This window comes from Enterobacter sp. ODB01 (assembly GCF_001623605.1).
Classification (GTDB): domain Bacteria; phylum Pseudomonadota; class Gammaproteobacteria; order Enterobacterales; family Enterobacteriaceae; genus Enterobacter; species Enterobacter kobei.
In genome coordinates, this window is record NZ_CP015227.1 from 1,579,084 (window position 1) to 1,605,786 (window position 26,703).

Annotated in this window: 26 protein-coding genes, 1 tRNA gene and 2 pseudogenes; 10 read left to right on the top strand and 19 right to left on the bottom strand. The window is 55.8% G+C overall.

Features of this window, described 5'->3' with window-relative positions:
• Positions 1-70 precede the first annotated feature (70 nt).
• Positions 71-481 carry a hydroxyisourate hydrolase gene (uraH, locus tag A4308_RS07540; protein ID WP_014881954.1) on the bottom strand — a complete coding sequence of 137 codons (411 nt, stop codon included), beginning with the start codon at positions 479-481 and terminating at the stop codon, positions 71-73.
• A gap of 99 nt (positions 482-580) precedes the next feature.
• On the bottom strand, positions 581-1,306 hold the full coding sequence (locus tag A4308_RS07545) for a MerR family transcriptional regulator (protein WP_045269330.1): 726 nt from the start codon (positions 1,304-1,306) through the stop codon (positions 581-583).
• 117 nt (positions 1,307-1,423) lie between these two features.
• On the opposite strand from A4308_RS07545, the gene A4308_RS07550 reads away from it, so the two are divergent.
• The 3 genes from A4308_RS07550 (at position 1,424) to A4308_RS07560 (ending at position 3,565) form a co-directional block, all read left to right on the top strand.
• On the top strand, positions 1,424-1,948 hold the full coding sequence (locus A4308_RS07550; RefSeq protein ID WP_045281336.1) for a lipocalin family protein: 525 nt from the start codon (positions 1,424-1,426) through the stop codon (positions 1,946-1,948).
• 78 nt (positions 1,949-2,026) lie between these two features.
• Positions 2,027-3,025: a class I SAM-dependent methyltransferase gene (locus tag A4308_RS07555; RefSeq protein ID WP_045281334.1), complete on the top strand. Its 999-nt coding sequence runs from the start codon at positions 2,027-2,029 to the stop codon at positions 3,023-3,025.
• A 102-nt stretch (positions 3,026-3,127) separates the two neighbouring features.
• Positions 3,128-3,565 carry an acetyltransferase gene (locus A4308_RS07560; RefSeq protein ID WP_045281332.1) on the top strand — a complete coding sequence of 146 codons (438 nt, stop codon included), beginning with the start codon at positions 3,128-3,130 and terminating at the stop codon, positions 3,563-3,565.
• A 29-nt stretch (positions 3,566-3,594) separates the two neighbouring features.
• Here the strand turns inward: A4308_RS07560 and A4308_RS07565 are convergent, their stop codons facing one another.
• From A4308_RS07565 to A4308_RS07575, 4 genes and pseudogenes are all read right to left on the bottom strand, one after another.
• Entirely contained in the window at positions 3,595-3,894 is a 300-nt protein-coding gene (locus A4308_RS07565; protein WP_032635284.1) for a helix-turn-helix domain-containing protein, read from the bottom strand.
• Positions 3,891-4,241 carry a type II toxin-antitoxin system RelE/ParE family toxin gene (locus A4308_RS07570; protein WP_032637796.1) on the bottom strand — a complete coding sequence of 117 codons (351 nt, stop codon included), beginning with the start codon at positions 4,239-4,241 and terminating at the stop codon, positions 3,891-3,893. Before A4308_RS07570 ends, A4308_RS07565 begins: the two co-directional genes overlap by 4 nt.
• A gap of 262 nt (positions 4,242-4,503) precedes the next feature.
• Positions 4,504-4,684 (bottom strand): annotated as a pseudogene (locus A4308_RS22735) (hydroxyacid dehydrogenase); the annotation flags it as partial.
• 86 nt (positions 4,685-4,770) lie between these two features.
• Complete coding sequence (locus A4308_RS07575; RefSeq protein WP_032635286.1) at positions 4,771-5,112, bottom strand: SymE family type I addiction module toxin; 342 nt, start codon at positions 5,110-5,112, stop codon at positions 4,771-4,773.
• Between the two features lie 130 nt (positions 5,113-5,242).
• Between A4308_RS07575 and A4308_RS21715 the strand changes: the two genes are divergently transcribed.
• Positions 5,243-5,446 (top strand): toxin-antitoxin system HicB family antitoxin, encoded by a 204-nt coding sequence (locus tag A4308_RS21715; RefSeq protein ID WP_071890797.1) that lies wholly within the window; start codon positions 5,243-5,245, stop codon positions 5,444-5,446.
• On the opposite strand, the gene A4308_RS22910 is transcribed toward A4308_RS21715, so the two are convergent.
• The 3 genes and pseudogenes from A4308_RS22910 to A4308_RS07585 form a co-directional block, all read right to left on the bottom strand.
• A complete protein-coding gene (locus A4308_RS22910) occupies positions 5,443-5,763 on the bottom strand; it encodes a DUF6680 family protein (RefSeq protein WP_308218850.1) in 321 nt (106 codons plus the stop codon). The genes A4308_RS21715 and A4308_RS22910 overlap by 4 nt on opposite strands.
• A 91-nt stretch (positions 5,764-5,854) precedes the next feature.
• Positions 5,855-6,007: pseudogene (locus tag A4308_RS22915) on the bottom strand (DUF6680 family protein); the annotation flags it as partial.
• 75 nt (positions 6,008-6,082) lie between these two features.
• Positions 6,083-6,177, bottom strand: a tRNA-Sec gene (locus A4308_RS07585).
• 291 nt (positions 6,178-6,468) lie between these two features.
• Here A4308_RS07585 and A4308_RS07590 point away from each other — a divergent pair.
• Both A4308_RS07590 and yicI read left to right on the top strand, forming a co-directional pair.
• Complete coding sequence (locus tag A4308_RS07590) at positions 6,469-7,860, top strand: glycoside-pentoside-hexuronide family transporter (RefSeq protein WP_045281331.1); 1,392 nt, start codon at positions 6,469-6,471, stop codon at positions 7,858-7,860.
• Positions 7,861-7,872: 12 nt separating this feature from the next.
• Positions 7,873-10,191: an alpha-xylosidase gene (gene yicI, locus A4308_RS07595; RefSeq protein WP_049010181.1), complete on the top strand. Its 2,319-nt coding sequence runs from the start codon at positions 7,873-7,875 to the stop codon at positions 10,189-10,191.
• A gap of 117 nt (positions 10,192-10,308) precedes the next feature.
• Here yicI and A4308_RS07600 read toward each other — a convergent pair whose 3' ends face one another.
• Positions 10,309-11,997 carry an AsmA family protein gene (locus A4308_RS07600; protein ID WP_032635293.1) on the bottom strand — a complete coding sequence of 563 codons (1,689 nt, stop codon included), beginning with the start codon at positions 11,995-11,997 and terminating at the stop codon, positions 10,309-10,311.
• A 118-nt stretch (positions 11,998-12,115) separates the two neighbouring features.
• Positions 12,116-13,507, bottom strand: coding sequence for a xanthine/proton symporter XanP (gene xanP, locus A4308_RS07605; RefSeq protein WP_014881972.1), 1,392 nt, complete (start codon positions 13,505-13,507; stop codon positions 12,116-12,118).
• 224 nt (positions 13,508-13,731) lie between these two features.
• Between xanP and gltS the strand changes: the two genes are divergently transcribed.
• Positions 13,732-14,934, top strand: a complete 1,203-nt coding sequence (gene gltS / locus A4308_RS07610) for a sodium/glutamate symporter (protein WP_014881973.1) — start codon at positions 13,732-13,734, stop codon at positions 14,932-14,934.
• Positions 14,935-14,936: 2 nt separating this feature from the next.
• Here gltS and recG read toward each other — a convergent pair whose 3' ends face one another.
• From recG to gmk, 5 genes are read right to left on the bottom strand one after another with little or no spacing between them, the layout of a single operon-like run.
• Complete coding sequence (gene recG, locus A4308_RS07615) at positions 14,937-17,018, bottom strand: ATP-dependent DNA helicase RecG (protein ID WP_032635294.1); 2,082 nt, start codon at positions 17,016-17,018, stop codon at positions 14,937-14,939.
• A gap of 3 nt (positions 17,019-17,021) precedes the next feature.
• The gene (gene trmH / locus A4308_RS07620; protein ID WP_014881975.1) at positions 17,022-17,711 is read right to left on the bottom strand and encodes a tRNA (guanosine(18)-2'-O)-methyltransferase TrmH; all 690 of its coding nucleotides are present in this window, start codon (positions 17,709-17,711) and stop codon (positions 17,022-17,024) included.
• Between the two features lie 4 nt (positions 17,712-17,715).
• Entirely contained in the window at positions 17,716-19,830 is a 2,115-nt protein-coding gene (gene spoT, locus A4308_RS07625; protein WP_014881976.1) for a bifunctional GTP diphosphokinase/guanosine-3',5'-bis pyrophosphate 3'-pyrophosphohydrolase, read from the bottom strand.
• A 19-nt stretch (positions 19,831-19,849) separates the two neighbouring features.
• Complete coding sequence (gene rpoZ, locus A4308_RS07630) at positions 19,850-20,125, bottom strand: DNA-directed RNA polymerase subunit omega (protein ID WP_000135058.1); 276 nt, start codon at positions 20,123-20,125, stop codon at positions 19,850-19,852.
• Positions 20,126-20,179: 54 nt separating this feature from the next.
• Entirely contained in the window at positions 20,180-20,803 is a 624-nt protein-coding gene (gmk, locus tag A4308_RS07635) for a guanylate kinase (protein ID WP_014881977.1), read from the bottom strand.
• A gap of 251 nt (positions 20,804-21,054) precedes the next feature.
• Here gmk and ligB point away from each other — a divergent pair, with 251 nt between their 5' ends.
• On the top strand, positions 21,055-22,725 hold the full coding sequence (gene ligB / locus A4308_RS07640) for an NAD-dependent DNA ligase LigB (RefSeq protein ID WP_045281329.1): 1,671 nt from the start codon (positions 21,055-21,057) through the stop codon (positions 22,723-22,725).
• 2 nt (positions 22,726-22,727) lie between these two features.
• On the opposite strand, the gene A4308_RS07645 is transcribed toward ligB, so the two are convergent.
• Both A4308_RS07645 and A4308_RS07650 read right to left on the bottom strand, forming a co-directional pair.
• Complete coding sequence (locus A4308_RS07645; protein WP_023331717.1) at positions 22,728-23,345, bottom strand: trimeric intracellular cation channel family protein; 618 nt, start codon at positions 23,343-23,345, stop codon at positions 22,728-22,730.
• A gap of 206 nt (positions 23,346-23,551) precedes the next feature.
• Positions 23,552-24,415, bottom strand: a complete 864-nt coding sequence (locus A4308_RS07650; RefSeq protein ID WP_008502687.1) for a YicC/YloC family endoribonuclease — start codon at positions 24,413-24,415, stop codon at positions 23,552-23,554.
• Between the two features lie 125 nt (positions 24,416-24,540).
• Here A4308_RS07650 and rph point away from each other — a divergent pair, with 125 nt between their 5' ends.
• Together rph and pyrE are read left to right on the top strand one after the other, a co-directional pair.
• Positions 24,541-25,257: a ribonuclease PH gene (gene rph, locus A4308_RS07655; RefSeq protein WP_023331718.1), complete on the top strand. Its 717-nt coding sequence runs from the start codon at positions 24,541-24,543 to the stop codon at positions 25,255-25,257.
• Between the two features lie 65 nt (positions 25,258-25,322).
• Complete coding sequence (gene pyrE / locus A4308_RS07660) at positions 25,323-25,964, top strand: orotate phosphoribosyltransferase (RefSeq protein ID WP_045281328.1); 642 nt, start codon at positions 25,323-25,325, stop codon at positions 25,962-25,964.
• 84 nt (positions 25,965-26,048) lie between these two features.
• Here pyrE and slmA read toward each other — a convergent pair whose 3' ends face one another.
• Positions 26,049-26,645, bottom strand: coding sequence for a nucleoid occlusion factor SlmA (slmA, locus tag A4308_RS07665; RefSeq protein ID WP_014881982.1), 597 nt, complete (start codon positions 26,643-26,645; stop codon positions 26,049-26,051).
• Between the last annotated feature and the right edge of the window lie 58 nt (positions 26,646-26,703).

The window sequence follows — 26,703 nt, forward strand, 5'->3', positions numbered from 1 at the left end:
TACACAACATGACTAGTTTGTCCAAGTATTCGCGGAACTATTTTTTTTATTCCTTTAGAATCAATGCGTCTTAACTGCCCTTGTAGGTCGAGTAACCGTACTGACTCAGCAGAAGCGGGATGTGCAGCTTTTCGTTGGTGCGGGTCACGGTAAACAGCACCGGGATCTCCGGGAAGAAGGTGTCCAGCTTTTTGCCGTGGAAGTACTCTGCGGTTTTAAAGGTCACTTTATACACGCCAGGCTGCATGTCCTGGTCCTGCGGATAGAGCGATTTAATACGTCCGTCGTGGTCGGTTTTGCCGCTGGCAACCGGGGTCCATTTGTCCTGCTGCTGCTTCTCCAGCGTAACGGTCACGTCTGATGGCGGCATCCCGGTTTGCTGGTCGAGAATGTGGACGCTCAGCGTGCCGGCAGGGGCGCTAAAGGCGGCAGGGGCAAAGGCCATGGCGGCCAGGAACAGCAGAGGGGTTGTTTTTTTCATGGTGTTTTCCTGTGGAGTTATTTGTCACAGGAAAACGTTAGCATCTGCGGCGCGGGAAAATATTCAACTTTTCGTGAAGATTCCCACAGCAGAAAATGATCAGAGGATAATCACTTCAAGCGATACCTGCTGCTGCCACTGCTCCAGCTGCTTTTTCCGTCCGGCGGTAAGTTTGCCGCTGGTGACCAGAAGCCATTTCCGCTCCGGGAAAATCTCCGGAGCCAGCGTGGCAGGGGGAACCGGCAGGATGTCGATCCGGTGACCCTGACCGGTGCGCGTTAGGGCTTCGAGCCAGATCTCGCACGGGTCGTTGAGATGCCAGCCGCTGAGCAGAATATTGTCGCCCGGCGCTTTCTTATCACCTTCGAGACAAAACGAGGTGTAGGCGATGATGATGCCGTCGAGGATCGCGCGCAGGGTCATGGCGGCGGCAACGTTAGCCGAGACCTGGCTGCGCAGCGGACGCAGCACGTTCGCGACCAGCTCTGGTCTTGGGTACTCGCGTCCGGCGTCGTAAATCATCTGGCGCAGGGATTCGACTTTGCCGTCCTGAAGGCGCTGCAGCATGTTCTGCTGCAGGGTTTGCCAGTTGTTGGTCCGCCCCGGCGTCGGGCGCTCCAGCAGCGGTTTGACCTGGCCGATAGGGACGCCTTTTTTGACCCAATCGAGGATTTTCAGCGCCTGCTGGACGTCCTCATCGCTGTACTGGCGGTGACCGCCTTCCGTGCGCTGTGGCTTGAGTAAACCGTAGCGACGCTGCCACGCCCGGAGGGTGGTGGCGGTAATGCCGCTGAGTCTGGCGAATTCGCCGATGGAGTAAGCCATGTCCGTGTCCAGAGTGGAGGAATACTCTCAATATACTACGAATTTTCCCGAACGGGATGAAGCCCCGAAACGGTGCACTACACTTAACATCCAACCGTGCAAATGAAAGGAATTCTCATGAAGCTATGGCCTGTTGTGACCGGTGTTGCCATTGCGCTGACCCTGGTTGCCTGTAAATCCCCTACGCCGCCGAAAGGCGTGCAGCCTATTACTCATTTTGACGCCAGCCGCTATCTCGGCAAATGGTACGAAGTCGCGCGCCTGGAAAACCGCTTTGAACGCGGTCTGGAGCAGGTGACCGCCACCTACGGCAAGCGCAGCGACGGCGGTATCAGCGTGCTGAACCGGGGTTACGATCCGGTGAAAAACAAGTGGAATGAAAGTGAGGGGAAAGCGTACTTCACCGGCGAGCCGACCACCGCCGCGCTGAAGGTGTCGTTCTTCGGTCCGTTCTACGGCGGGTATAACGTAATCAAACTGGACGACAAGTACCAGTACGCGCTGGTCAGCGGCCCGAACCGCGATTATCTGTGGATTTTGTCACGCACGCCGACCATCCCGGATGCGGTGAAGCAGGATTACCTGAACACCGCGCGCAGTCTGGGCTTCCGGGTTGACCAACTGGTGTGGGTGAAGCAGTAAAGATCGTGCTTTCTTCGTAGGGTATTACGGACTCGCCTGGATAGACTTCCGTTAAAAGCCCAACGGAGGGAAGACGTTATGATCTGGCAGCCTTTTCGTGGTGACGCACCGAAAAACATGATGATTTTCAGTGCGTCCTTTCCCGACGTCAGCGACCAGTGGCCGATGAAAGACGATGCTGCCCGTGAAATCGCTGCGCTCGATCGGGCGCTGAAAGCCGAGCCAGCGCTTCGCCCTCCGCAGGTCGAATATCAGGAAGGGGGGCAGGCTGTGCTCGTCCCGCAGAACCGCTATTCCGAACAGGCCTTTCGCAACCGTCCGGCGCTTACCGCATGGCGCACCCGGCTGGTGCCCTCCGCGCTGGCGCTGTTTGTGGTGCAAAACCCGCTTGAGGATCGCCTGCCGGACGGCACAAAGATGGACAGCGACAGTCGTCAGTGGTTTATCCACGCGAACGACGCCATCGGCGTGCGCTCCCGCGCCCGGGTGCTTGCCGCGCTGGTGGATAAGTACATTCACAATGAGAGTGAGAACAACTGGGTCAGCCTGGCAAGCGGCGCCGCCATTCCGGTGCTGGAGGCGCTGCGCGAAGCAAAGCTCGATGGCCAGCAGGTCTATCTCACACTGGTGGATAAAGACCCCGTCGCGCTCAGCTGGGCCGAAACCATGGCGGCGCAGGAAGGCATTGTGGTGGGCGAACAGCTGACCCTGCTCAGGCGCAACCTGGTGCACACGCTGGTGCGTAACGAGGACCTGCTGCTGGAGCTGGGCGAGCATCAGGCCGAACTGGTCGACGCGCTGGGGATTTTTGAATACTTCAACGACGCCGACGCGGTGATTTTTCTCCAGCGCGCGCTGCGGCTGGTCAAGCCCGGCGGGGCGGTGATTGTCTCAAACATGCTGACCAGCAGCCCGCAGATTGACTTTGTGCTGCGCGGTATCGGCTGGGAGGATATCCACCCGAGGACGCTACAGCAGCTGCAGGATATTCACCTGGCGGCGGGCGTACCGGTGGAAAACGTCACCGTGGTCGTGCCGAAGGACGGGGTGTATGCGGTGATGGAGATTAAAGCTTAGCACGGTCGGTTCCCTCTCCCTGAGGGAGAGGGTTAGGGTGAGGGGGGAACAAGGCGCACAGAGTGACTTGAATGAATTAGGTTTTCCAGACATGATCCCCCCATGAAAATCGAAACCGCACACTCCTCACACTTCGAACGCCTGGTCGCGATCTGGGAATCCTCCGTTCGCGCCACCCATCACTTTTTACAGGAAAGCGATATTGCGGCGCTGCGTCCGCTATTGCTCAACGCGTATCTCCCCAACCTCAAGGTCGTGATAGCCCGCGATGACGCAGGCGTTATTCACGGCTTTTTAGGGGTGGATGAAAACCGCATTGAAATGTTGTTTGTGGATGATGCGAGTCGCGGGAAGGGTGTCGGGAAACTGCTGCTTAAACACGCCATCGCAGAGTTCGGCGCGAACGAAGTGGACGTGAATGAGCAGAATCCGCAGGGAGTCGCCTTTTATCGGCATATGGGATTTGAGCAGGTCGGGCGCTCGGAACTTGACGGACAGGGAAATGCGTTTCCGTTGCTGCATATGCGGTTGGCTAAGTAAATATTTACTTAACGCAGGAATCACACTTGTTAGATATGAAACGCAACGCGTTTTCCTGTTGGAAGTTCAACGTCGATACAAAGTTTCCCACCCATTGCCTCAATGTAGCGCTTAAGCGTGGCAATTTTTAGTTCATTTCCACGTTGCTCTATTTGTGTTACTGCGGGCTGGCTCACCCCCATTAGCTCGGCAACATTTTTTTGCGAAAGCCTGAGCTCTTCACGTAAAAGTTGCAAACCCGTTTCAAGGATCATTTCCTCTGCCATTTCTTTAATTCGTTGTTGGCTTTCCGGTGAGCGTGATGCAATTAATTCATTTAGTGTTTTCACTTGGCTGTCTCCAGGCTTGTCAGATGCCGGGTAAATTCATCATCTGCAATGCGAATGAGTTTTTCATAAAATGCCTTGTCGTTACTCTTGTTGCCTGCGCAAAGCACAATCGCCTGACGTTCGGGGTCAAATGCGAATAAAGCACGAATCGGACGACCAGCGTATTGAACACGTAACTCTTTCATATTGTTATATTGCGAGCCTTTTACAGTATCGGCATAGGGACGAGGAAGACGAGGTCCATAGTTTTGTAGATTTAGCATGTCTGCCAGTACCTTTTCCTGTAACCCTTCTTCCTGTTCAAGCAACCATAGCTCAAACACCTTTCCGAACAGTACCGTCCACATGCTCTCTTCCATGATAAGCTGTAGCTTATATACAGGATATAAGCTGTAGTTAATAAATGCAATGGCTGTCATTGGCAACCAGGTAGCGAGTGGCAGAAGTATGACAAATACGGGGCATCTAAATGATTGTATTTGTGAGAAATTGCGAGGCGTCTTCCAGTGTTTTTCGAGTCATGCTGGCAAGGAAGGTAGGGGGGCAGCATGACTATGGCTACTCTTTAGATTCTTTTTCCATTTACCAGCCACTTTCTTGCTGAACTTATAAGTAAGGCTTACATGTTGTTTTTATTCAGGCTTACCTTCTTCGTAAACGGCTTTAATATGCTCAGTAATGGCTTGAGGAGAGACTTGCTAGAGAGCCACAATGGCTGCTTGCGACAGCCAGAGCGTTTCATGTTCAAAGCGACATGTGATGCAAACCGTACCGTCCTCACTGGCAACATCACAAATTCACCAGCCGGAAATTAGATTACGTTTTTATCAACCATGTCGGCTCCGTCTTTTTAACGATTAACGCCAGAAACCGCCGCTAAGCCAGGTGGTTTGTATTTGATTTTGCGAGGTGCTTTCCAGGATGCTGAATTTGAATCGCGGCAAGAGCTTTCTCTATCTCACTGAGCTTCGCCTTCGTCCGCTTATAATCGTCCTGCAACCGCTGCTCCTGCTCGTTATACGCCACCAGAACGATGCACCCTTTCATCACCTTGACCGTGACCTGCTGTCCGGTATCAAAACCCGCCGCGCGCAGCCACTTGCCGGACAGAATGATATTGGGTGTGGATTTGTCGAAAACATTCGGGCGATATCCCACAATTAACGAACGCTCGGTTCCGGATTGGTCGGTGTCTGGGGTAGAATGCGAATCAGCCATAATCAACTCCTTGATAGTTGGTGAGGTTAGCTCTCGTCCGGTATTGCGAGTACCTGGCGAGGGCGTTTCAGTTTCAGGTATGCTAAGGTACGTACCTGAATGATGATATTTTGCTCTTGTAGGTACGTACATGTCAACAGCTAAACGCGACCCTAACAAATCTAAATCCGGAAAAGCACCGACGTTTCAGATTCGTATTACTACGGAATTGAAGTCACAGTTTGAGGCGGCTGCTAAGGCTGAAGGGATGAGTTTGGGAAATTGGCTTAAAACTCTAGGACGTCAAGAACTAATTCGTTTAGGTCATAAGCCATTTTCAGTTGATGATATTTAGTTTTTATTTTTATCTTGTTTGCCAGTTAATTCGACCTTAATGGGGTTATCTCCTGTAAGGATAGAGGCTAAACCTTTTCTTATTTTAATTTGATCAAGGTTCATATCACCATGCGCAGTGGGAGAATATATAGCGTTCTGCAAATGGACCTTATCAAAGTCATATCCAATATCATTTGCCATCTCATAAAGCAAGCTCAAAAAAAGTTGATTGCTTTTTTGATTCCACAATTCTGCCCCAGATTCCTTTAAGGGTACGGTTGAACAAAGGTGGGCGAAATATTCCTTCCAAGCTAATGTGACTTTTTTTTTCTGAATCGGAACGCTTTACTTTTCCACGTCTTATATCTCCATAAAAGGCTAAGTCAATCATATTTAATGCTTGAACATGTTCAGGTAGTAAACGAGATGAAATAGCTCGAGTAGCCATAAGTTGCGAAAATATTTTAACTTTTATTGTTTGCTTTTCTGATTTCTTCTCTAAATATTTTTGTACTCTGACAGCTATTAATGGGCTAAAAAGGGTAGCAAAGACAGTAGCGATAGCTAGAGCTAAATTCATTTTTTATTCTCTTCAGTCAAAAATTAATTTAAAAGAATAATAGACGATGTTTTTTTGCGTGAGAAGGGTATATTTTGGCGGAAGATCACAGGAGTCGAACCTGCCCGGGAACGCTGGCGTCCCCAACTGGATTTGAAGTCCAGCCACCTCACCGGAGATGACGATCTTCCGCGCCTGCATTGCTACATGGAGGCGGGGCGCATTATAGCTACTTTCAGGCATTTACCACATACCCCGACACACTTTTTTCACCTCTCTTTTGACCTGTACCCCCCTGTTTCAGTTAATTCTTAAGAAAATCCTCAGGTTAGCGTTTTGTGCTCTCCGACATTTACCGCGATCACAAAAAACAAGAAACGTAATCTGCTAACCAGAAAACGCAATACCCGCTCATGAAACAATGGTTTAAAACCAATGCAACCGGTCTCAGCGCCCCCTACAGCGTGAAGGATGAATAAAAGATGAGCGAAGTATTGTCAGTAAAAGAGAAGATTGGCTACGGCATGGGAGACGCCGCCAGCCACATCATTTTTGATAACGTCATGTTGTATATGATGTTTTTCTACACCGATATTTTCGGCATTCCCGCCGGGTTTGTCGGCACCATGTTCCTGCTCGCCCGTGCGCTGGATGCAATCTCCGACCCGTGCATGGGGCTGATTGCCGACCGCACCCGCAGCCGCTGGGGCAAGTTCCGCCCGTGGATTTTGTTCGGCGCCATCCCGTTCGGCATCGTCTGCGTGCTGGCCTATACCACGCCGGATCTCAGCCTCAACGGCAAAATGGTGTATGCCGCCATTACCTATACGCTGCTGACCCTGCTCTATACCGTGGTTAACATCCCGTACTGCGCATTGGGCGGGGTGATCACCAACGACCCGACGCAGCGTATCTCCCTGCAATCCTGGCGCTTCGTGCTGGCGACGGCGGGCGGCATGCTCTCCACGGTGCTGATGATGCCGCTGGTGAACCTGATCGGCGGCGACGATAAAGCGTTCGGCTTCCAGGGCGGGATCGCCGTCCTGTCGGTGGTCGCGTTCCTGATGCTGGCGTTCTGCTTCTTCACCACCAAAGAGCGCATCCAGGTGCCGCCGAGCACTACCGCCATGCGGGAAGACCTGCGCGACATCTGGCACAACGACCAGTGGCGCATCGTTGGCGTGCTGACCATCCTCAACATCCTCGCCGTCTGCGTGCGCGGCGGGGCGATGATGTACTACTGCACCTGGATCATGGGCTCGCCGGAAGTGTTCGTCGCGTTCCTCACCACCTACTGCGTCGGCAACCTGATCGGCTCCGCGCTGGCGAAACCGCTCACCGACTGGAAGTGTAAGGTCAGCATTTTCTGGTGGACCAACGCCGCGCTGGCGGTGGTGAGCGTAGCGATGTTCTTCGTGCCGATGCATGCCATCGTGGTGATGTTCGCCTTTATCTTCGTCATCGGCGTGCTGCACCAGCTGGTGACGCCGATCCAGTGGGTAATGATGTCCGATACCGTCGACTATGGCGAATGGACCAACGGCAAACGCCTGACCGGGATCAGCTTTGCGGGCACGCTGTTCGTGCTGAAGCTTGGCCTGGCGCTGGGCGGGGCGATGATCGGCTGGATGCTGGCAGGCGGCGGCTACGACGCGGCAGCCAAAACCCAGAACAGCGCGACCATCAGCATCATTATCGGCCTGTTTACCCTGGCCCCGGCGGTCTGCTACGTGCTGAGCGCCATTATCGCCAAACGCTACTACACGCTGAAAACCCCCTTCCTGACCAAAATCCTGCGCGAGCTGGCGCAGGGTGCGCGCCGCAATCAGCAGGAGTTTGAAAACCTGCCGGTCAGCAAAGAATTGCAGAACTAAGAGGACGAAAGCATGAAAATCAGTGATGGAAACTGGCTTATTCAACCGGGTCTGAACGTGACGTATCCGGTTCAGGTGTTCGACTTGGAGCAGCAGGGCAATGACCTGGTGGTGTACGTGGCGCCGCGCGACGTGCGTGAGCGCACCTGGCAGCTCGACACGCTCATGTTCACGGTGCGCCTGTTTGCCCCGCAGGAGGGGATTGTCGGGGTGCGCATCGAGCACTTCCAGGGCGCGCTGGACAACGGCCCGCACTATCCGCTGAACGTGCTGAAAGACGTGAAGGTCGAGATTGAAAACAACGCGGAATTTGCCGAGCTGAAAAGCGGCAGCGTCAGCGTGCGCGTCACCAAAGGGGAGTTCTGGGCGCTGGACTTCCTGCGCAACGGCCAGCGCATTACCGGCAGCCAGCTGAAAAACAACGGTTACGTGCAGGACACCAACACCGATCGCAACTACCTGTTTGAGCGTCTCGACCTCGGCGTGGGCGAAACGGTCTACGGTCTGGGCGAGCGCTTTACCGCCCTGGTGCGCAACGGCCAGACGATCGAAACGTGGAACCGCGACGGCGGCACCAGCACCGAGCAGTCCTACAAAAACATCCCGTTTTATCTGACCAATCGCGGCTACGGCGTGCTGGTGAATCACCCGGAAAACGTCTCGTTCGAAGTGGGTTCGGAGAAAGTCTCCAAAGTGCAGTTCAGCGTCGAAGGGGAATATCTCGAGTACTTCGTGATCGACGGCCCGACGCCGAAAGAGGTGCTCAACCGCTATACGCGGTTCACCGGGCGTCCGGCGCTGCCGCCCGCGTGGTCGTTCGGCCTGTGGCTGACCACGTCGTTCACCACTAACTACGACGAAGCGACGGTTAACAGCTTTATCGACGGCATGGCCGAGCGCGATCTGCCGCTGCACGTCTTCCACTTCGACTGCTTCTGGATGAAGGCCTTCCAGTGGTGTGATTTTGAGTGGGACCCGGTGACCTTCCCGGATCCGGAAGGGATGATCCGCCGCCTGAAGGAGAAAGGGCTGAAGGTCTGCGTGTGGATTAACCCGTACATCGGCCAGAAGTCGCCGGTATTTCGCGAACTGAAAGAGAAGGGCTACCTGCTCAAGCGCCCGGACGGCTCCCTGTGGCAGTGGGATAAGTGGCAACCGGGGCTGGCAATTTATGACTTTACTAACCCGGAAGCGTGCCGGTGGTATGCCGACAAGCTGAAAGGCCTGGTGGACATCGGTGTCGACTGCTTTAAGACCGACTTTGGCGAGCGCATCCCGACGGACGTGCAGTGGTTTGACGGATCCGATCCACAGAAGATGCATAACCATTACGCCTACATCTACAACGCGCTGGTGTGGAACGTGCTGAAAGAGACCGTGGGTGAGCAAGAGGCGGTGCTGTTTGCCCGCTCCGCGTCCGTCGGTGCGCAGCAGTTCCCCGTTCACTGGGGGGGTGACTGCTACGCCAACTACGAGTCGATGGCGGAAAGTCTGCGCGGCGGGCTGTCGATTGGCCTGTCCGGCTTTGGGTTCTGGAGCCACGATATCGGCGGATTCGAAAACACCGCCCCGGCGCACGTCTACAAGCGCTGGTGCGCGTTCGGGCTTTTATCCAGCCACAGCCGCCTGCACGGCAGTAAATCTTACCGCGTGCCGTGGGCGTACGATGACGAATCCTGCGACGTGGTGCGCCACTTTACGCAGCTGAAGTGCCGGATGATGCCGTATCTGTACCGTCAGGCGGCGCTGGCGCGCGAGTGCGGTACGCCGATGCTGCGGGCGATGATGCTGGAGTTCTCGGACGATCCGGCGTGCGATTATCTTGACCGCCAGTACATGCTGGGGGATGCGGTGATGGTCGCGCCGGTGTTCTCAGAGGAGGGCGATGTGCAGTTCTGGCTACCGGAAGGACGCTGGACGCACCTGTGGCATAACGACGAAATTCAGGGTAGCCGCTGGCATAAGCAACAGCACGATTTCCGCAGCCTGCCAGTCTATGTGCGCGATAACACCCTGCTGGCGCTGGGCAATAACAGCCAGAAACCAGACTATGCGTGGAACGAGGGCACGGCCTTCCAGCTGTTTAACCTGGAGGATGGCGCAACGGCGGTGAGTGAAGTGCCTGCGGCGGACGGCGCGGTGGCGTTTACGCTGAAAGCGTCACGAGAGGGCGATACCGTGACCCTGACCGGCGTGGGTGAGGCGCGAAACTGGTCGGTGTGCTTGCGCAACGTGCAGAAGGTGGGCGGCGTGAAAGGCGGTTCACATGCGGGAAGCGAGTGGGGCGTGGTGGTAAAAGCGGAGGGGAATGAGGTGGTGGTTCACCTCTGAGCGGTAAAAATGCCCGGTGGCGCTTCGCTTACCGGGCCTACGGTAATTATGCGGTCTGATGCCCTCACCCTGACCCTCTCCCACAGGGAGAGGGAATAAAACCGCCACCCGGCTTATTTATTGCACGGGTGTTGAAACAATGCCACCCGTCATCGTCTGCTCTACCTGCTGTTTATCCATATTCACCGCGCTCAGCTTGCCGTTCACCGTCGGCTTCAGCGGCGCATTGGCCTGCACGCTACCGCTGGCGGTGAGTTGAATATTGCCATCGCCCGTCACCGGTAGCGCTGGCCAGCCCCACTGCTGCAGCACGTTGAGCGGCACGCCGCGCCCGTTAAGGCTTACGGTGGTTTGCCGTTGCGGCAACTGCGAAACCGTGGCCGTCGCTTCCAGAATGCCTTTCTCGGTAAATGCGCTCAGGTCGGTAATGTTCACCGTGGCGGCGTTGGCATTCAACGCCAGCGACGGACGGCGCACATCCACGCGGTTAAAGGTCGCCGCCGCGCCGTTCAGGGTTGCGCTGCCGCTCCACACGCCCCACTGGCGGTCTTTCACCAGCTGCAGGTTGGCACCGTAGCCATCCAGGGAGGTGATCTGCCACGGGAAGGCGGGATCGATGTCGATCACCAGGTTGCGGCTCAGGCCGAATTTTTGCAGCGTGACGCTGTTCAGCCATTCCGGTAGCGGCTCCATCCATAGCGTTTTCCAGTTCTGCGGCAGGGTGTACTCCAGACCGGCGATGGCGACATCGTCCAGCACCAGCGCTTTGCCGTCGCGCAGCCAGTTGCCGGAGGTGCGCACCATGCCGCCTTCCCAGCGGGAGGTAAACTGGCGCAGCGCCATACCCTGCGGGGAAAACTCTGCGTTCAGGATCGGGTCAAACAGATGCAGCGAGCCGTAGATAAACTCGCTGGCGTTCATGGACAAACGCCCGTCCTGACTTTGCCAGTCGCCTTTGCTTATCGTCAGGTTGCGCAGGCTTAAATCGAGATCGGTCACCGCCCAGTCCGGGCCCTGCAGCCGGGCGTCGGTGACCTCCAGACGGCCTATTTGCAGAGAAGGGAGGGTGGCCAGCGGGGCAAAGAAGGCTGTCAGCGTGTTGTCGCTCTGCAGGCGGATCTCATTCAGACGCAGGGTGTCGATAACCCAGCTTCCGTCGGCGTTACGCAGGGCGGAGCCGGTGAGCGAACCGCGCGCCATATCGGCCCCGATAGTGTTCAGCACCACCTCCTTACCGTTAAGCTGGCCCTCAATTAACACGTTGGTGGCCGGGACGCCGTTGAGGGTCAGCGAGCCTGCGCTCATCTGAATCTGCGCGTTTTTCCCCAGCACGTTGCCTGCTTCCGGCTGCCATGGGCTGACGCCGCCCGTCACCTTCTGCGCGCTCAGATCCCATTCGGTATTCGGGCTGTTAAAGGCCATGTTGCTCAGTTGAAGACGATCGGCCTGCAAGGGCAGCGGTGCCGTCTGCGGCGAGAGGTTCAGCGTGCCATCGAAAAGGGTAATGGCATCCATATGCAGCGGATCGGTCACCTGACGGCTGCTCAGGCCGATATCAACTTTTTTGGCTACCAGCGTGGCAGGTTTACCGTCCCGCCCGAAGGTGACGTTTTCCAGAATAAGATGGGAAGGCGACGAAAAGCGGTGATTCATCTTGTCGAAACTGAGTTCGTAATCGGTATTCACCGTCACCCAGCTGCTGACCTGAGCCGCGCCCCAGCGGGTCTGGAGCAGAATATAGAGCGCCAGTATCACAATGAGCAGGGCTACCAGAAGATAGACGAGCAGCTTTCCAATAAATTTCATGGTCTTCCATCCCGCAAACGTACATAAGGGAGTTATGCACGATTTATGCGCAATCCTCAAGGCGGGAATGGTGTAAATAGATGTCACGGCAGGCATTGACTGCCTGCCGTGAAGGGGATCAGTTCTTTTCAGGCGGGAAAACGAGGTTCAGCACAATAGCGGTGATACCGCCCGCGGCGATGCCGGAAGAGAGCAGGTTTTTCACCCAGTCAGGGGCAAACTGCAGGATCAGCGGTTGCTGAGAAACGCCCAGACCCACGGCCAGCGACAGCGCGATAATCATGATCGCCCGGCGGTTCAGCGGTTCGCGGGAGACGATACGCACCCCGGACGCTGCGATAGTCCCGAACATCACCAGCGTTGCGCCACCCAGCACCGGCTCAGGAATGTGCTGCACAAAGCCGCTCACCGCCGGGAACAGGCCGAGGACGATCAGCATCAGCGCCACCACAAAACCCACGTAGCGGCTGGCGACGCCGGTCAGCTGGATCACGCCGTTGTTCTGGCCGAAGCAGGAGTTCGGGAAGGTATTGAATACCGCAGAAACAAACGAGTTCAGGCCGTTCGCCAGCACGCCGCCTTTCAGGCGCTTCATGTACAGCGGGCCGGACACCGGCTGCTCGGAGACGTCGGAGGTAGCGGTGATATCGCCGATGGTCTCCAGAGAGGTGATCATAAAGACCAGCATCAGCGGCAGGAGAAGACCCCAGTCAATGCCCAGACCGTAGTACAGCGGCGTGGGGACGGTGATCAGCGCGCTGTTGGTCGGTGCGGTGTTCTCCGGCAACATGCCCAGCGCCCACGCCAGCAGATAACCGGCTGCCATGGCGATCACCAGCGAAGCCACGCGCAGGTAAGGGTTACGCTGGCGGTTCAGCAGAATAATGATCGCCAGCACGACGCCCGCCAGCAGCAGGTTTTTCGGCGCGCCGAAGGTATGGTCGCTCATTGCGGCATAGCCGCCGCCGATGGAGGTGAGGCCGACCTGAATCAGCGACAGGCCGATAATCATCACCACCACGCCGGAGACCAGCGGGGTAATGACGCGGCGCGCCAGATGCAGCACACGGGAGATGACCATCTCCGTGCAGCTTGCCAGCATCAGGGTGCCGAACAGCGCCGCCATCATGGTCGGGACATCCGCACCGCCGGTTTTCAGGGCTGTGCCGCCCATGATCAGCGGCGCCACGAAGTTAAAGCTGGTACCCTGGATCGACAATAATCCCGACCCCACCGGACCCCACGCTTTAATTTGAATAATTGAGGCCACGCCAGAGGCGAAGAGGGACATACTGATGATGTGCTGCGTATCCTGCGCCGGTAAACCGAGCGCCTGGCAGATCAGCAGCGCCGGGGTGATCACCGCGACAAACATCGCCAGAAGATGCTGGCAGGCCGCGAAAAGCGTCTGAGGCAGTGGCGGGCGATCTTCAAGGCGGTAAATCAGTTCGCTATTTTGCTTCTGCGCAATCGGTTGCGCATCAGGCGACTCTATGGTGTTAACGGACATCGGCGGCAATCCCACGGTGGAAAAGCGGGCATTTTATCTGACCACCTGGTAAAAGCAAACGATTGCCAGCAAAAAAAGGGAAGAAAATCTGCCGTTGTGAGCAGGTTTTCTACAACCCGTCGGGAAAAAAAATTACACTTTTTGCGCCGGTGGCTCATGAAGAGCGCAAACCGGCCAGGATAACGCCGCGTGTGTATGGAACACGCGCATAACAGGAGCCTTTTATGATTCATCTCGATACGTTGTCGACCCTTGTTGCCGCAACGCTGGTTCTGCTGCTTGGTCGCAAGCTGGTACACAGTGTTTCCTTTCTGAAAAAGTACACCATTCCTGAACCTGTCGCCGGTGGTTTGCTGGTGGCGCTGGCCCTGCTGGTACTGAAAAAAAGCATGGGCTGGGAAATTGATTTTGATATGTCCCTGAAAGATCCGCTGATGCTGGCCTTCTTTGCCACCATCGGCCTGAACGCCAACCTGGCGAGCCTGCGCTCTGGCGGTAAGGTGCTCGGCGTATTTCTGATTGTGGTGGTGGGACTGCTGCTGATGCAAAACGCTATTGGCATCGGCATGGCGACGCTGCTGGGGCTGGATCCGCTGATGGGTCTGCTGGCAGGTTCGATTACCCTCTCAGGCGGCCATGGTACCGGAGCCGCGTGGAGTAAGCTGTTTATCGAGCGTTACGGCTTTGAAAACGCAACGGAAGTGGCGATGGCCTGCGCAACCTTTGGTCTGGTGCTGGGTGGCCTGATTGGCGGCCCGGTGGCCCGTTATCTCGTTAAACATTCCACCACGCCGAATGGCAGACCGGACGATGAAATGGTGCCCACCGCGTTCGAAAAGCCGGATGTCGGGCGCAGCATCACCTCGCTGGTACTGATTGAAACCATCGCGATGATTGCCATCTGCCTGACCGTGGGCAAAGTGGTTGCGCAATGGCTGGCGGGTACAGCGTTTGAACTTCCGACCTTTGTCTGCGTGTTGTTTATCGGGGTCATTCTGAGCAACGGTCTGGCGCTGATGGGCTTCTACCGCGTGTTTGAACGTGCGGTATCGGTGCTCGGTAACGTCTGTCTGTCGCTGTTCCTGGCGATGGCGCTGATGAGCCTCAAACTGTGGGAGCTGGCCTCGCTGGCGCTGCCGATGGTGGCGATTCTGGCGGTGCAGGCACTGTTTATGGCGCTGTACGCCATGTTCGTGACCTGGCGCCTGATGGGGAAAAACTACGATGCAGCGGTGCTGGCAGCGGGCCACTGCGGGTTTGGTCTGGGGGCAACCCCAACGGCTATTGCCAACATGCAGGCGATCACCGAACGGTTTGGGCCATCGCACATGGCGTTTCTGGTGGTGCCAATGGTCGGGGCGTTCTTTATTGATATCGTCAACGCGCTGGTGATTAAGCTGTACCTGATGCTGCCGATGTTTGCCTGAAATCAGGCGTTGGAATAGCGCTCGGTTTCCGGCATCCAGCGCTCAATTAACGCTGCCGCCTGTTCGGGGTAGCGTTCATGAATATGGCGTGCGAGGCGTTGAACTTCCGGGATCATGGCCTGATCGCGCAGCAAATCCGCCACCTTAAATTCGGCATTTCCCGTCTGACGCGTGCCCAGCAATTCGCCCGGGCCGCGTATCTCAAGGTCTTTTTGTGCAATCACAAAACCGTCGTTGCTGTCGCGCAGCACCTGCAAACGCATCTGGGCAGTTTTTGAGAGCGGCGCTTTATAGAGCAGCACGCAGTGGGAGGCCACTGCGCCACGCCCAACGCGCCCACGCAGCTGGTGGAGCTGAGCAAGGCCAAGACGCTCCGGGTTTTCGATGATCATCAGGCTGGAGTTGGGGACGTCGACGCCCACTTCAATAACCGTCGTCGCGACCAGTAAATGCAGCTCACCCTGTTTGAACGCCTGCATCACCGCCTGTTTTTCGGCAGGCTTCATGCGCCCGTGAACCAGACCCACGTTTAGCTCCGGCAGCGCCAGCTTTAGCTCTTCCCACGTTGCTTCAGCAGCCTGCGCTTCAAGCAGTTCTGACTCTTCAATCAGGGTGCAGACCCAATAGGCCTGACGCCCTTCGTGGGTACAGGCGTTGCGCACGCGGTCGATGATATCGCTGCGGCGAGTATCCGGTATGGCGACCGTCGTGACCGGAGTACGCCCCGGCGGCAGTTCATCGATGGTGGAGGTATCCAGATCGGCATAGGCGGTCATCGCCAGGGTGCGCGGGATTGGCGTGGCGGTCATGATCAGCTGATGCGGATGGAAGCCCTGCTGTAGCCCTTTTTCCCACAGCGCCAGACGTTGATGCACGCCGAAGCGGTGCTGTTCGTCGATAATCACCAGCGCAAGGCCGTTAAACTGTACCTGCTCCTGGAAGATAGCGTGTGTGCCGACAATCATCTGCACCTGGCCGCTGGCGATGGCTTCCTGCTGCGCAAGACGCGCTTTGCCTTTTTGCTTCCCGGCAAGCCAGCCTACCTCAATCCCGAGCGGCGCGAACCAGGCGCGGAAATTATTGGCGTGCTGTTCAGCCAGCAGCTCAGTCGGCGCCATCAGCGCCACCTGTTTACCGTGGGCAATCGCGCGCAGTGCTGCCAGGGCGGCAACCAGAGTTTTACCGGACCCGACGTCGCCCTGCACCAGGCGCATCATCGGCACGTCGAGGGCCATATCGCGTTCAATCTCGGCCGTTACGCGCGCTTGTGCGCCGGTCGGCTTAAACGGCAGAGAGGCCAGCAGCTTATCTTTGAGCGCATCATTCTGGCTTAACGGCTGAGCGTGGAAACGCTGCGCGCCTGCGCGAAGCGCCAGCATGCTCAGGTTATGTGCCAGTAATTCCTCAAGGATAAGACGCCGTTGTGCGGGATGTTTGCCGCTTTCTAAATCGCTGAGCTGTAATGTGGGTGGTGGACGATGCAGTGTGCGCAATGCCTCGGGCAGGCTCATCATGCCCTGTGCCAGCTCGGGGGGCAGAAGTTCGGTAATCGCGCAGGTATCCAGCAGCTCCAGCGCCTGATCGGTGAGTTTACGCAGCGTTGCCTGCTTAATGCCTTCAGTCGTCGGGTAAACCGGCGTAAGCGTCTCCTGCAGTTCCGGTGTGCTGAGGTCGCCCTGCACGCGGTACTCCGGGTGGATCATCTCTGCGCCGTATTTACCGCGTTTGGCTTCGCCATAGGCCAGCACTCGGCGGCCTGTCGCCAGGCTGTTTTTCATCGCTGCGCTGAAGTTGAAAAAACGCATGGTGAGAATGCCGGTACCGTCGCTGATCTGACAGGTCATCATCCGGCGTCCACCAAACGTGATGTTGCAGTTCAGGACTTCGCCTTCAACGGTGGCGTAAATGGCAGGCAGCAGATCGCCAATTTTGTAGAGCTGAGTGCGGTCTTCGTAACGCAGAGGGAGGTGCAGGAGGAGATCCTGCACGGTATGCAGGCCAATTTTTGCCAGCTTACTGCTTTGCGCCGCGCCCACGCCCGTCAGGCTATTGAGCGGAATGGCATCCAGCAGGCGGCCTTTCATCAGTTACCCGGCGTACTGCATGGTGGACCACCACTCGGCATCGGCTTCAATTTCGCCCTGCGCGTTGACGTGGGGGTAAGGCAATTTTTTCTGCTTCGCGACGCGAGCCAGCACCGGATAACCGCCTTCAAACAGCAGGCGCTGCTGTTCCTCTTCCGGCAGCATACTGTTGCTGCGCTCGTACATTCCGGCGTTCTGGCGCTGGCGCTGCGCTTCATACAGAATCAGCGCAGAGGCAACCGACACGTTCAGGGACTGAACCATACCGATCATCGGGATGATGATGTCCTGATCCGCCAGATCCAGCGCTTCCTGGGTGATCCCGGTTTTCTCCTGCCCCATCAAAATGCAGGTTGGGCGGGTGTAGTCGATCTCGCGGAAATCCACAGCTTTAGCAGAAAGGTGAGTCGCAAGAACCTGCATACCGCGGCCTTTCAGGTGCGATACGGCTTCACCAATCGTCTGATGCGTTTTGACGGATACCCAGCTGTTGCTGCCTGCGGCAGCAGACACCATGTTTCGCATGCGGGTGCCCGGCCAGACGGCGTGCACTTCATGCACGCCGACGGCGTCTGCGGTACGAACGATAGCAGAGACGTTATGAGGCTTATGAACCTGCTCCATGCAGACCGTCAGGTCAGGCTGACGCCTGGCGAGCATTTCGCAGATACGTGTATAACGTTGTGAATTCATAAACCTAGTTTCGGTTTCGGGTAACTTTAATCACGTCCGGCATGACGCGGATCTTGCGCATAATATTCGCCAGATGCACGCGGTCGCGGGCGGTCAGACGAATAAAGGCGCTATAAACGCGGCCGTCTTTTTCTTCCGTATTCAGGCTCTGAATGTTGGACGAGGCCGTGTTGATCGCTGCCGTCAGGTTTGCCAGGGCACCCTGGTGATTGAACATATCCACCTTAATTTCGGTGATAAATTCCTGCGCCGTCTCTTTGTCCCACTCGACCGCCATAAACTTCTCGGCTTCTTTCTGGTAGCCGCGAATGTTACGACAGGATTCATGGTGGATAACCAGCCCTTTGCCGGGGCTGACGTGCGCAATAATCGGGTCACCGGGGATTGGACGGCAACATTTTGCGAAGGTGATCAGCACCCCGTCCGCGCCTTTGATTGGCAGATGAGCGTGGCCGGATGCGCCAGGAGCAGAAGGTATCGCTTCGCCCTGCTGCAGGTTTTTCGCCACCACGACGCTCATGGCGTTACCGAGACCAATTTCCGCCAGCAGATCGTCCAGAGACGTGAGCTTCATACGGTCGAGTTCGCGCTGGATATGCTCTGGTGGAATTTCAGCCAGCTTACGGCTACCGCCCAACGCGTGGTTGAGCAGACGGCGTCCCAGGCTGACGGAGTCGTCGCGCTTGAGGTTTTTCAGCAACTGGCGAATTTTGGCGCGCGCTTTGGAGCTCACCACAAAGTTCAGCCAGGCCGCGTTCGGGCGTGCGCCCGGTGCGGTAATAATTTCTACCGTCTGGCCGCTGGAGAGCGGCTGAGACAGCGGATAAGGCTGTCTGTCGACGCGTGCGCCCACGCAGGCATGCCCGATATCGGTATGTACTGCGTAAGCAAAGTCGACCGGCGTTGCGCCCGCAGGCAGTTCGACAATCCGACCTTCTGGGGTGAAAACGTAAATCTCATCCGGGAAGAGATCGGATTTCACGCTCTCGATAAATTCAAAGGAGCTACCCGCACTCTGCTGCAGTTCCAGCAGGCTCTGCATCCAGCGCTGGGCGCGGATCTGTGCAGTCGTGCTGCTTTCGCCACCGTGCTCTTTATACGCCCAGTGCGCGGCGACACCCATCTCTGCCATCTGGTCCATGTCTTCGGTGCGGATCTGCACTTCGACAGGCACGCCGTGTGGACCGATCATCGAGGTATGCAAAGATTGATAGCCGTTCGCTTTTGGAATGGCGATGTAATCTTTCATGCGTCCCGGACGCGGTTTGTAGAGGCTGTGCATCTGCCCCAGCACGCGATAGCAGGTATCGGCATCGTGGACGATCACGCGGAACGCGTAAATATCCATGATCGAGTGAAAACGCTGCTCTTTGAGCACCATTTTGCAGTAAATCGAGTACAGATGTTTCTCGCGACCGCTGACGCGGCACGGAATGCCCGCTTCCTGTAAACGCCCTTCAATTTCCGAGAGGATCTTTTGAATCATCTCTTTACGGTTACCGCGTGCGGCTTTCACCACCTCTTTAATGACGCGATAGCGGTTCGGGTATAACGCTTCAAAACCCAGCTCTTCCAGCTCGGTTTTAATGTGGTGAATACCTAAACGGTGCGCCAGCGGACTGTAAATTTCCAGGGTTTCACGAGCAATGCGGCGACGCTTGTCCGGGCGAAGTGAGCCCAGCGTGCGCATGTTGTGGGTACGGTCAGCGAGTTTGATGAGAATGACGCGGATATCCTGCACCATCGCCATAATCATCTTGCGGAAGTTTTCGGCTTGCGCCTCTTTCTTGTCGCGGAATTTCAGCTTATCAAGCTTAGAGACCCCTTCCACCAGTTCGGCAACGCTTTTGCCAAACAGCTGTTCCATATCCTGGTAGGTGGCAGGGGTATCTTCGATCACGTCATGCAGCAGAGCAGCCATCAGCGTTTCGTAGTCGAGTTTCATCTCGGCCAGAATGCAGGCTACCGCAACAGGGTGCGTGATGTAGGGTTCACCGCTTGAACGTGTCTGGCCCTCGTGAGCGTCACGTGCAACGAGATACGCCTGCTGAAGACGCTTAATCTGGTCTTCAGGCAGGTAGGTTTGAATCAGTTGATTCAGGCTTTCAAACAGATACAAGGGCGACCCGCAGGTTTAATTAACGACGACCTTCAGCAATGGCGGTTACGGCCTGCAGTTCTGCGGCTTCCTGCTCTTGCTGCTCCTGGCGCTCACGCACGTCGAGGATCTGGTTGTTGATCAGACCTTCTTCGATTTCGCGAAGTGCAATAACGGTGGTTTTATCGTTTTCTTCCGGTACCAGCGGATCTTTACCGCCTACCTGCATCTGACGAGCGCGACGCGCGGCGACCAGTACCAGGTCAAAACGGTTACCAATTTTCTCTACAGCGTCCTGAACAGTTACGCGTGCCATACTTAAAATGCTCCACAGGTGAAGAAATGACTGGGCATGATACTGAAAGTGGGTTCAGTCTGCCAACAGTTTGGTGATTAATGCGTCATGTCGCTGCTTCTGGCGGCTCATACGCAGACGTTCTGCGCGAAGGATGGTTTTGAGATCGCTCAGCGCGGCATCAAAATCATCATTCACAATAAGGTAATCATATTCCGCGTAATGGCTCATTTCTGCAACTGCCTGGGCCATACGCTTTGCAATCACGTCTTCGCTGTCCTGACCGCGGCCACGCAGACGGCGATCCAGCTCATCTTTCGATGGCGGTAAAATAAAGATACTGCGTGACTCCGGCATTTTCTTACGAATTTGCTGTGCGCCCTGCCAGTCGATATCCAGGAAGACATTCACGCCCGTGGCCAGAACCTGCTCAATGGTTTCACGCGAGGTACCGTAGTAGTTACCAAACACTTCAGCGTGTTCAAGAAACGCATCCCTGGCGATCATCGCTCTGAACTCGTCGTGATCCACAAAGAAATAGTGTTCACCGTGCACTTCACCCGGACGCGGCTGACGCGTGGTGTGAGAAACAGATACCTGTGTGTCGTACAACGGTTGGGTTTTTAACAGTGCCTGAATAAGGCTGGATTTACCCGCGCCACTAGGGGCAGAAACAATATAAAGCGTGCCTTGAGCCATGAGAGTCTTTTGTATGTGTTAGCGAAGAAGTCCTACATACGGGCTTATTATACACGTCGGCGCAGTGTGACGTAGCCTTTGTCACACTTTTTCCCCTGGATTATTGAATTTTGCGTACCGTTTTCAGGTTTTACCCGCGGTTTGCTGCAATAAAAATGAATACTGGATAGCGTCTCGCATGATGAGAAGTTGTTATTAGCCATGTTTCTCACGTCAGGTTATACCTCCGGCATTGCAAAGGAGGGGTAGCGATGTGGCGATGGATAAGCGGGTTAATGCTGTTGTGGTGTGGTTATGGGGCGGCGGTGTGTCCGGTGTGGTCACAGGCTAAAGCCGGAAAAGAGATTGCATCCTTAAGCGCACAGATCAAACGCTGGGATGAAGCCTACTGGAAGCAGGGCGTCAGCGAGGTCAACGACGAGGTATACGACCAGCTCAACGGACGCTTAGCCCAGTGGCAGCGCTGTTTTGGCCATGATCTCTCAGAGAACACCTTACCTGCGCTGACGGGAAGCGTAAAACATCCTGTTGCCCATACGGGGGTGCATAAGGCAGTCAGCAAAGAAGCGCTAGGTCAGTGGATGCGAGGCCAGAAAAATCTCTGGATGCAGCCAAAAGTCGACGGCGTGGCGGTGACGCTGGTGTATCGCAACGGAAAGCTCGCCCAGGCTATCAGTCGCGGTAATGGGTTAAAAGGTGAGGACTGGACCGCTCGCGTGCGTTTGATTCCGTCAGTGCCTAAAGAGGTATCCGGCGCGCTGGCAAACAGCGTCCTGCAGGGGGAGCTTTTCTGGATGCGCGAGAATCACATTCAGCGGCAGATGGGCGGAATGAATGCACGCGCAAAAGTGGCGGGGGCGATGATGCGGCAGAACGACGGTGCGCTTCTGAACCAGACAGGAATATTTATCTGGGCCTGGCCGGATGGTCCGAAAGAGATGGAAAGTATGCTTTCGGCGCTTTCCGGAGCTGGGTTTTCCCTGACGGCGCCCTATACCTTGCCCGCCCGAACGGTTGATGAAGTTGAAAAGCAGCGTTTGGCCTGGCAAAACACAGCATTACCCTTTGCCACGGATGGCATTGTGGTTCGGTCCGCGGAGTCGCCTTCAGGGGAGCGCTGGCTGCCTGGCGAAGGCAACTGGGTCATGGCGTGGAAATATCCGCCAGTTGCGCAGGTTGCTGAGGTCAGGGATATTCATTTTTCAGTTGGGCGTACGGGTAAAATTTCCGTCGTGGCGGCGCTGGAGCCGGTGCAACTGGATGATAAACAGGTAAAGCGGGTGAGCCTGGGGTCGGTTGGACGCTGGCAGAGGCTGGATATTGCCCCTGGCGATCAGATCCAGGTGAGCCTTGCCGGACAAGGTATCCCACGGTTTGATAAGGTTATCTGGCGAGGGACGGACAGACAAAAACCAGAACCACCGGCCTCGCGTTTTCACTCCCTGAGCTGTTTTTATGCTTCGCCAGAGTGTATGGAACAGTTCTTCGCCCGGTTGACATGGCTCAGTTCTAAGCAGGTATTCAACATTGAAGGATTAGGCGAGTCAGGCTGGCGAACACTCTGGCAGGCGCATCATTTTGAACATCTCTTCTCATGGCTGCTCTTAACGCAGGCGCAGCTCCAGTCTACGCCGGGGTTTTCTCCAGCGCGTGGGCTGGCGCTCTGGCATCGCTTCAACCTGGTGCGTGAACAACCTTTTATCCACTGGATGATGGCGTTGGGTGCGCCATTGCCACAAGCCTCGCTGAAGGCGTTGGGGGATATGTCATGGCAACAGATGCGTGAACGCAGCGCAAAGGCGTGGCAGGCTTTGCCGGGTACGGGGGAAGAGAGGGCGCGGCAGATCGTGAGCTGGATAAATGCACCAGAGATTGATGTGCTGGTCCGGTGGCTTGCCCGGCAGCACATCAACGGTTTCTGAGATCAGTGTACGCCGTGCTTATAGTGAAACACGGGCAGTCCCAGCTTCAGACGCAGCGCCAGCATGCGGGCCGTAAAGCCAAACAGCAGCGTAGAGATAACCACCACATCATGGTTAGAAACATAGTGCTGCAGGGCGATGTAGAGCACCGCTGCGGCGAAGGAAATGCCAGCATACAGCTCTTTTTGAAAGACCAGGGGAATGCGTTTGCAGAACATATCGCGCAGTACGCCGCCAAACACCCCTGTGACCACAGCAGCAATGGTGGCGATAACCGGCCCTTCACCCATATCGAGCGCGATCTGTGCACCGATGATAGAAAAGACAATCAGCCCCAGCGCATCCAGCACCAGAAACAGGCGGCGCAGATGGGGCATAACGGGTGCCACAATGGTGGTTAATACGGCGGCTGTTGCCACGATAATCACATACTCAGGGTGTTTAACCCAGCCGAGAGGGTAATGGCCAAGCAGGATATCGCGCACGGATCCGCCGCCCAGCGCGGTCGCGGTGGCAATAATGATCACGCCGAAGGTGTCCATGCGGCGTCGTCCGGCTGCAAGTGCGCCGGTCATGGCTTCTGCGGTGATACCAATAAGATAAAGAGTGTGAAGCAGCATATACCCTCCGGTCAGAACGCGGGCAGGTTAGCGATTTGTGCGCAAGATCACGATTGAGATTTTCTAAGGTGAATGAGTTTTCCCTACAAAATTTTATCAATTTGTATCGAACAGGCTTGATGAACATGGAAGAGATGGGGAGTGATGTGAAAATATGGATTAGAAATAATAATGGGTGGCGTCCAGCGGACACCACCCGAGAGTAATTATTCGATGTTCTGGATCTGCTCGCGCATCTGCTCAATCAGCACCTTCAGCTCGATCGCTGAGTTGGTTACTTCAGCATTGATCGACTTAGATGCCAGGGTGTTCGACTCGCGGTTGAACTCCTGCATCATAAAGTCGAGGCGGCGGCCTACTGCTTCCTTCTTCTTCAGGATGTTGTAAGTCTCTTTCACGTGTGCTTCCAGACGATCCAGCTCTTCGGCAACGTCAATACGCTGCGCCATCAGCACCAGCTCTTGTTCCAGACGGGTGTTTTCCAGCTGAACTTCCGCTTCTTCCAGTTTGGCTACCAGACGCTCGCGCTGCCATTGCAGCACTTCCGGCATATGGGTGCGGACTTTTGCCACTTCGGCGCTTACGCCTTCAAGACGCTGTTCAATCATCGCTTTCAGCGCCTGGCCTTCGGTTTCGCGGGCAACGATAAAGTCATCCAGGGTACCGTCGAGGGCGGCAAGGATTTCGGCGGCGATGGCATCCAGATCCTGCTCACCGGCAGCCATGACGCCAGGCCAGCGCAGAATATCAACCGGGTTGATTTCGCCTTCATCACTTTGCATTTTGACCCAGTTCGCCGCATTCACGAGCTGTTTAGCCAGTTTTTCATTCAGGATCAGTTCGCCTTGCGCACTGGCATCAGGCTCAAAACGCAGGTTACATTCCACTTTACCGCGCGTCAGACGAGTACGGATGCGCTCGCGTACAACGGGCTCGAGGCTGCGGAACTGCTCCGGCATACGGAAATATGTTTCCAGATAGCGCTGGTTTACCGAGCGCATTTCCCAGGTAGCGCTACCCCAGCTACCCTTGATTTCACGCCGGGCGTAGGCGGTCATACTGCGGATCATAGACATTCCCGTTTTTAAAGGAGAGATGGGGGGATTATAGCTTTCGGGGGCTTCTCAGGATAGGAATAAGCGTCCTTTATCCGTATAATGCGCAGCCACATTCGTTTCAAGCCGGAGAATCCATCATGCGTCCATCAGGTCGTAGCGCCAATCAGGTGCGTCCCGTCACCCTGACCCGTAACTATACAAAACACGCTGAAGGTTCCGTGCTGGTTGAGTTTGGTGACACCAAAGTACTGTGCACCGCGTCCATCGAAGAAGGTGTTCCGCGTTTCCTGAAAGGCCAGGGCCAGGGCTGGATCACCGCAGAATACGGCATGCTGCCGCGCGCGACTCACACCCGTAACGCCCGTGAAGCGGCGAAGGGTAAGCAGGGTGGCCGTACCATGGAAATTCAGCGTCTGATCGCGCGGGCGCTACGCGCCGCTGTGGACCTGAAAACTCTCGGTGAATTCACGATTACGCTCGACTGCGACGTGATTCAGGCTGATGGCGGCACGCGTACCGCGTCCATTACCGGTGCCTGTGTGGCGCTGGCCGATGCCCTGAACAAACTGGTTGCAGCCGGTAAGCTGAAAACCAACCCAATGAAAGGCATGGTTGCGGCGGTTTCCGTGGGTATCGTTAACGGTGAAGCGCTGTGCGATCTGGAATACGTCGAAGATTCCGCCGCCGAGACCGACATGAACGTAGTGATGACCGAAGACGGTCGCATCATTGAGGTACAGGGCACGGCGGAAGGCGAGCCGTTCACCCATGAAGAACTTCTTACCCTGCTGGCTCTGGCCCGAGGGGGAATCGAATCTATTGTCACGTCGCAGAAAGCGGCGTTAGAAAATTGATTTTAAAGGCGACCAATGAGTCGCCTTTTTTTTGCCTGCAAGACAGAAACCAAAGGAGCGAATCCATGAAATCGTATCAGCGCCAGTTTATTGAGTTTGCGATTAATAAACAGGTCCTTAAGTTTGGCGAGTTTACGCTGAAATCCGGTCGTAAGAGCCCTTATTTCTTTAACGCCGGGCTGTTTAATACCGGGCGCGATCTGGCGCTGTTGGGTCGTTTCTATGCCGAAGCGCTGATGGATTCCGGAATTGATTTTGACCTGCTTTTTGGCCCGGCCTACAAAGGCATTCCGATTGCGACCACCACCGCAGTAGCGCTGGCGGAACATCACGATCGCGACGTGCCGTACTGCTTTAACCGTAAAGAGGCTAAAACCCACGGTGAAGGCGGTAACCTGGTCGGCAGTGCACTGCAGGGCCGCGTGATGCTGGTGGACGATGTGATCACCGCAGGCACTGCGATTCGTGAATCGATGGAGATTATCCAGGCTCACGGCGCGACGCTGGCTGGCGTACTGATTTCTCTGGATCGTCAGGAGCGTGGTCGCGGCGATATCTCTGCTATCCAGGAAGTTGAGCGTGATTACGGCTGCAAAGTGACCTCTATCATTACCCTGAAAGAGCTGATTGCGTATCTGGAAGAGAAGCCTGAGTTGGCGGACCATCTGGCTGCGGTGCGTGCATATCGCGAAGAGTTTGGCGTGTAGCTGAATTGCCCGGTGGCGCTACCGCTTACCGGGCCTACATCACCCGCAGGCCGGATAAGGCGAAGCCGTCATCCGGCACCGGAGTTATTGCAACTGAGCGGCGACGAGCGGCCAGCGGGCGTCAAAATCGTCCGTTGGACGGTATTTAAATTCGCTACGGACAAAGCGTGAGAGCATACCTTCACAAAACGCTAAGATCTGGCTTGCCAGCAATGTCTCATCCATCGTGTATCCTTCGCCTTCACGCATTTTCTTCTCGCGTAGTACCTGGCGCAGCTGCGCTTCAATACGTTCGAAAAGCTGATTAATGCGGCCCTGTAGCCTGTCCTGCTCAAACATCAGCGCGTGGCCAGTGAGGATACGGGTCAAGCCCGGGTTACGTTCACCAAAGCCCAGAATTAACAGCACAATCAGACGCAGACGCGCGGTGGTGTCTTTTTCGTCTTTCAGAATCAGGTTGATGCGTGTGATCAGGCTGTCTTCAATAAACTCAATCAGGCTGTCGAACATCCTGGTTTTGCTGGGGAAATGACGGTATAGCGCCGCCTCAGACACGCCTACAGAGGCGGCCAGTTTAGCGGTGGTGATGCGTTGACTGCCATCGCTGGATTCAAGCATCAGAGCCAGAGATTGAAGTATTTCTTCGCGACGATTCCTTTTCGCGGTTTGTTTTTCTGCCATGTTACAAAATACCCCTGAAAATAAGCACTTGCCAGGCTGGCATCCACACAGCGACCGC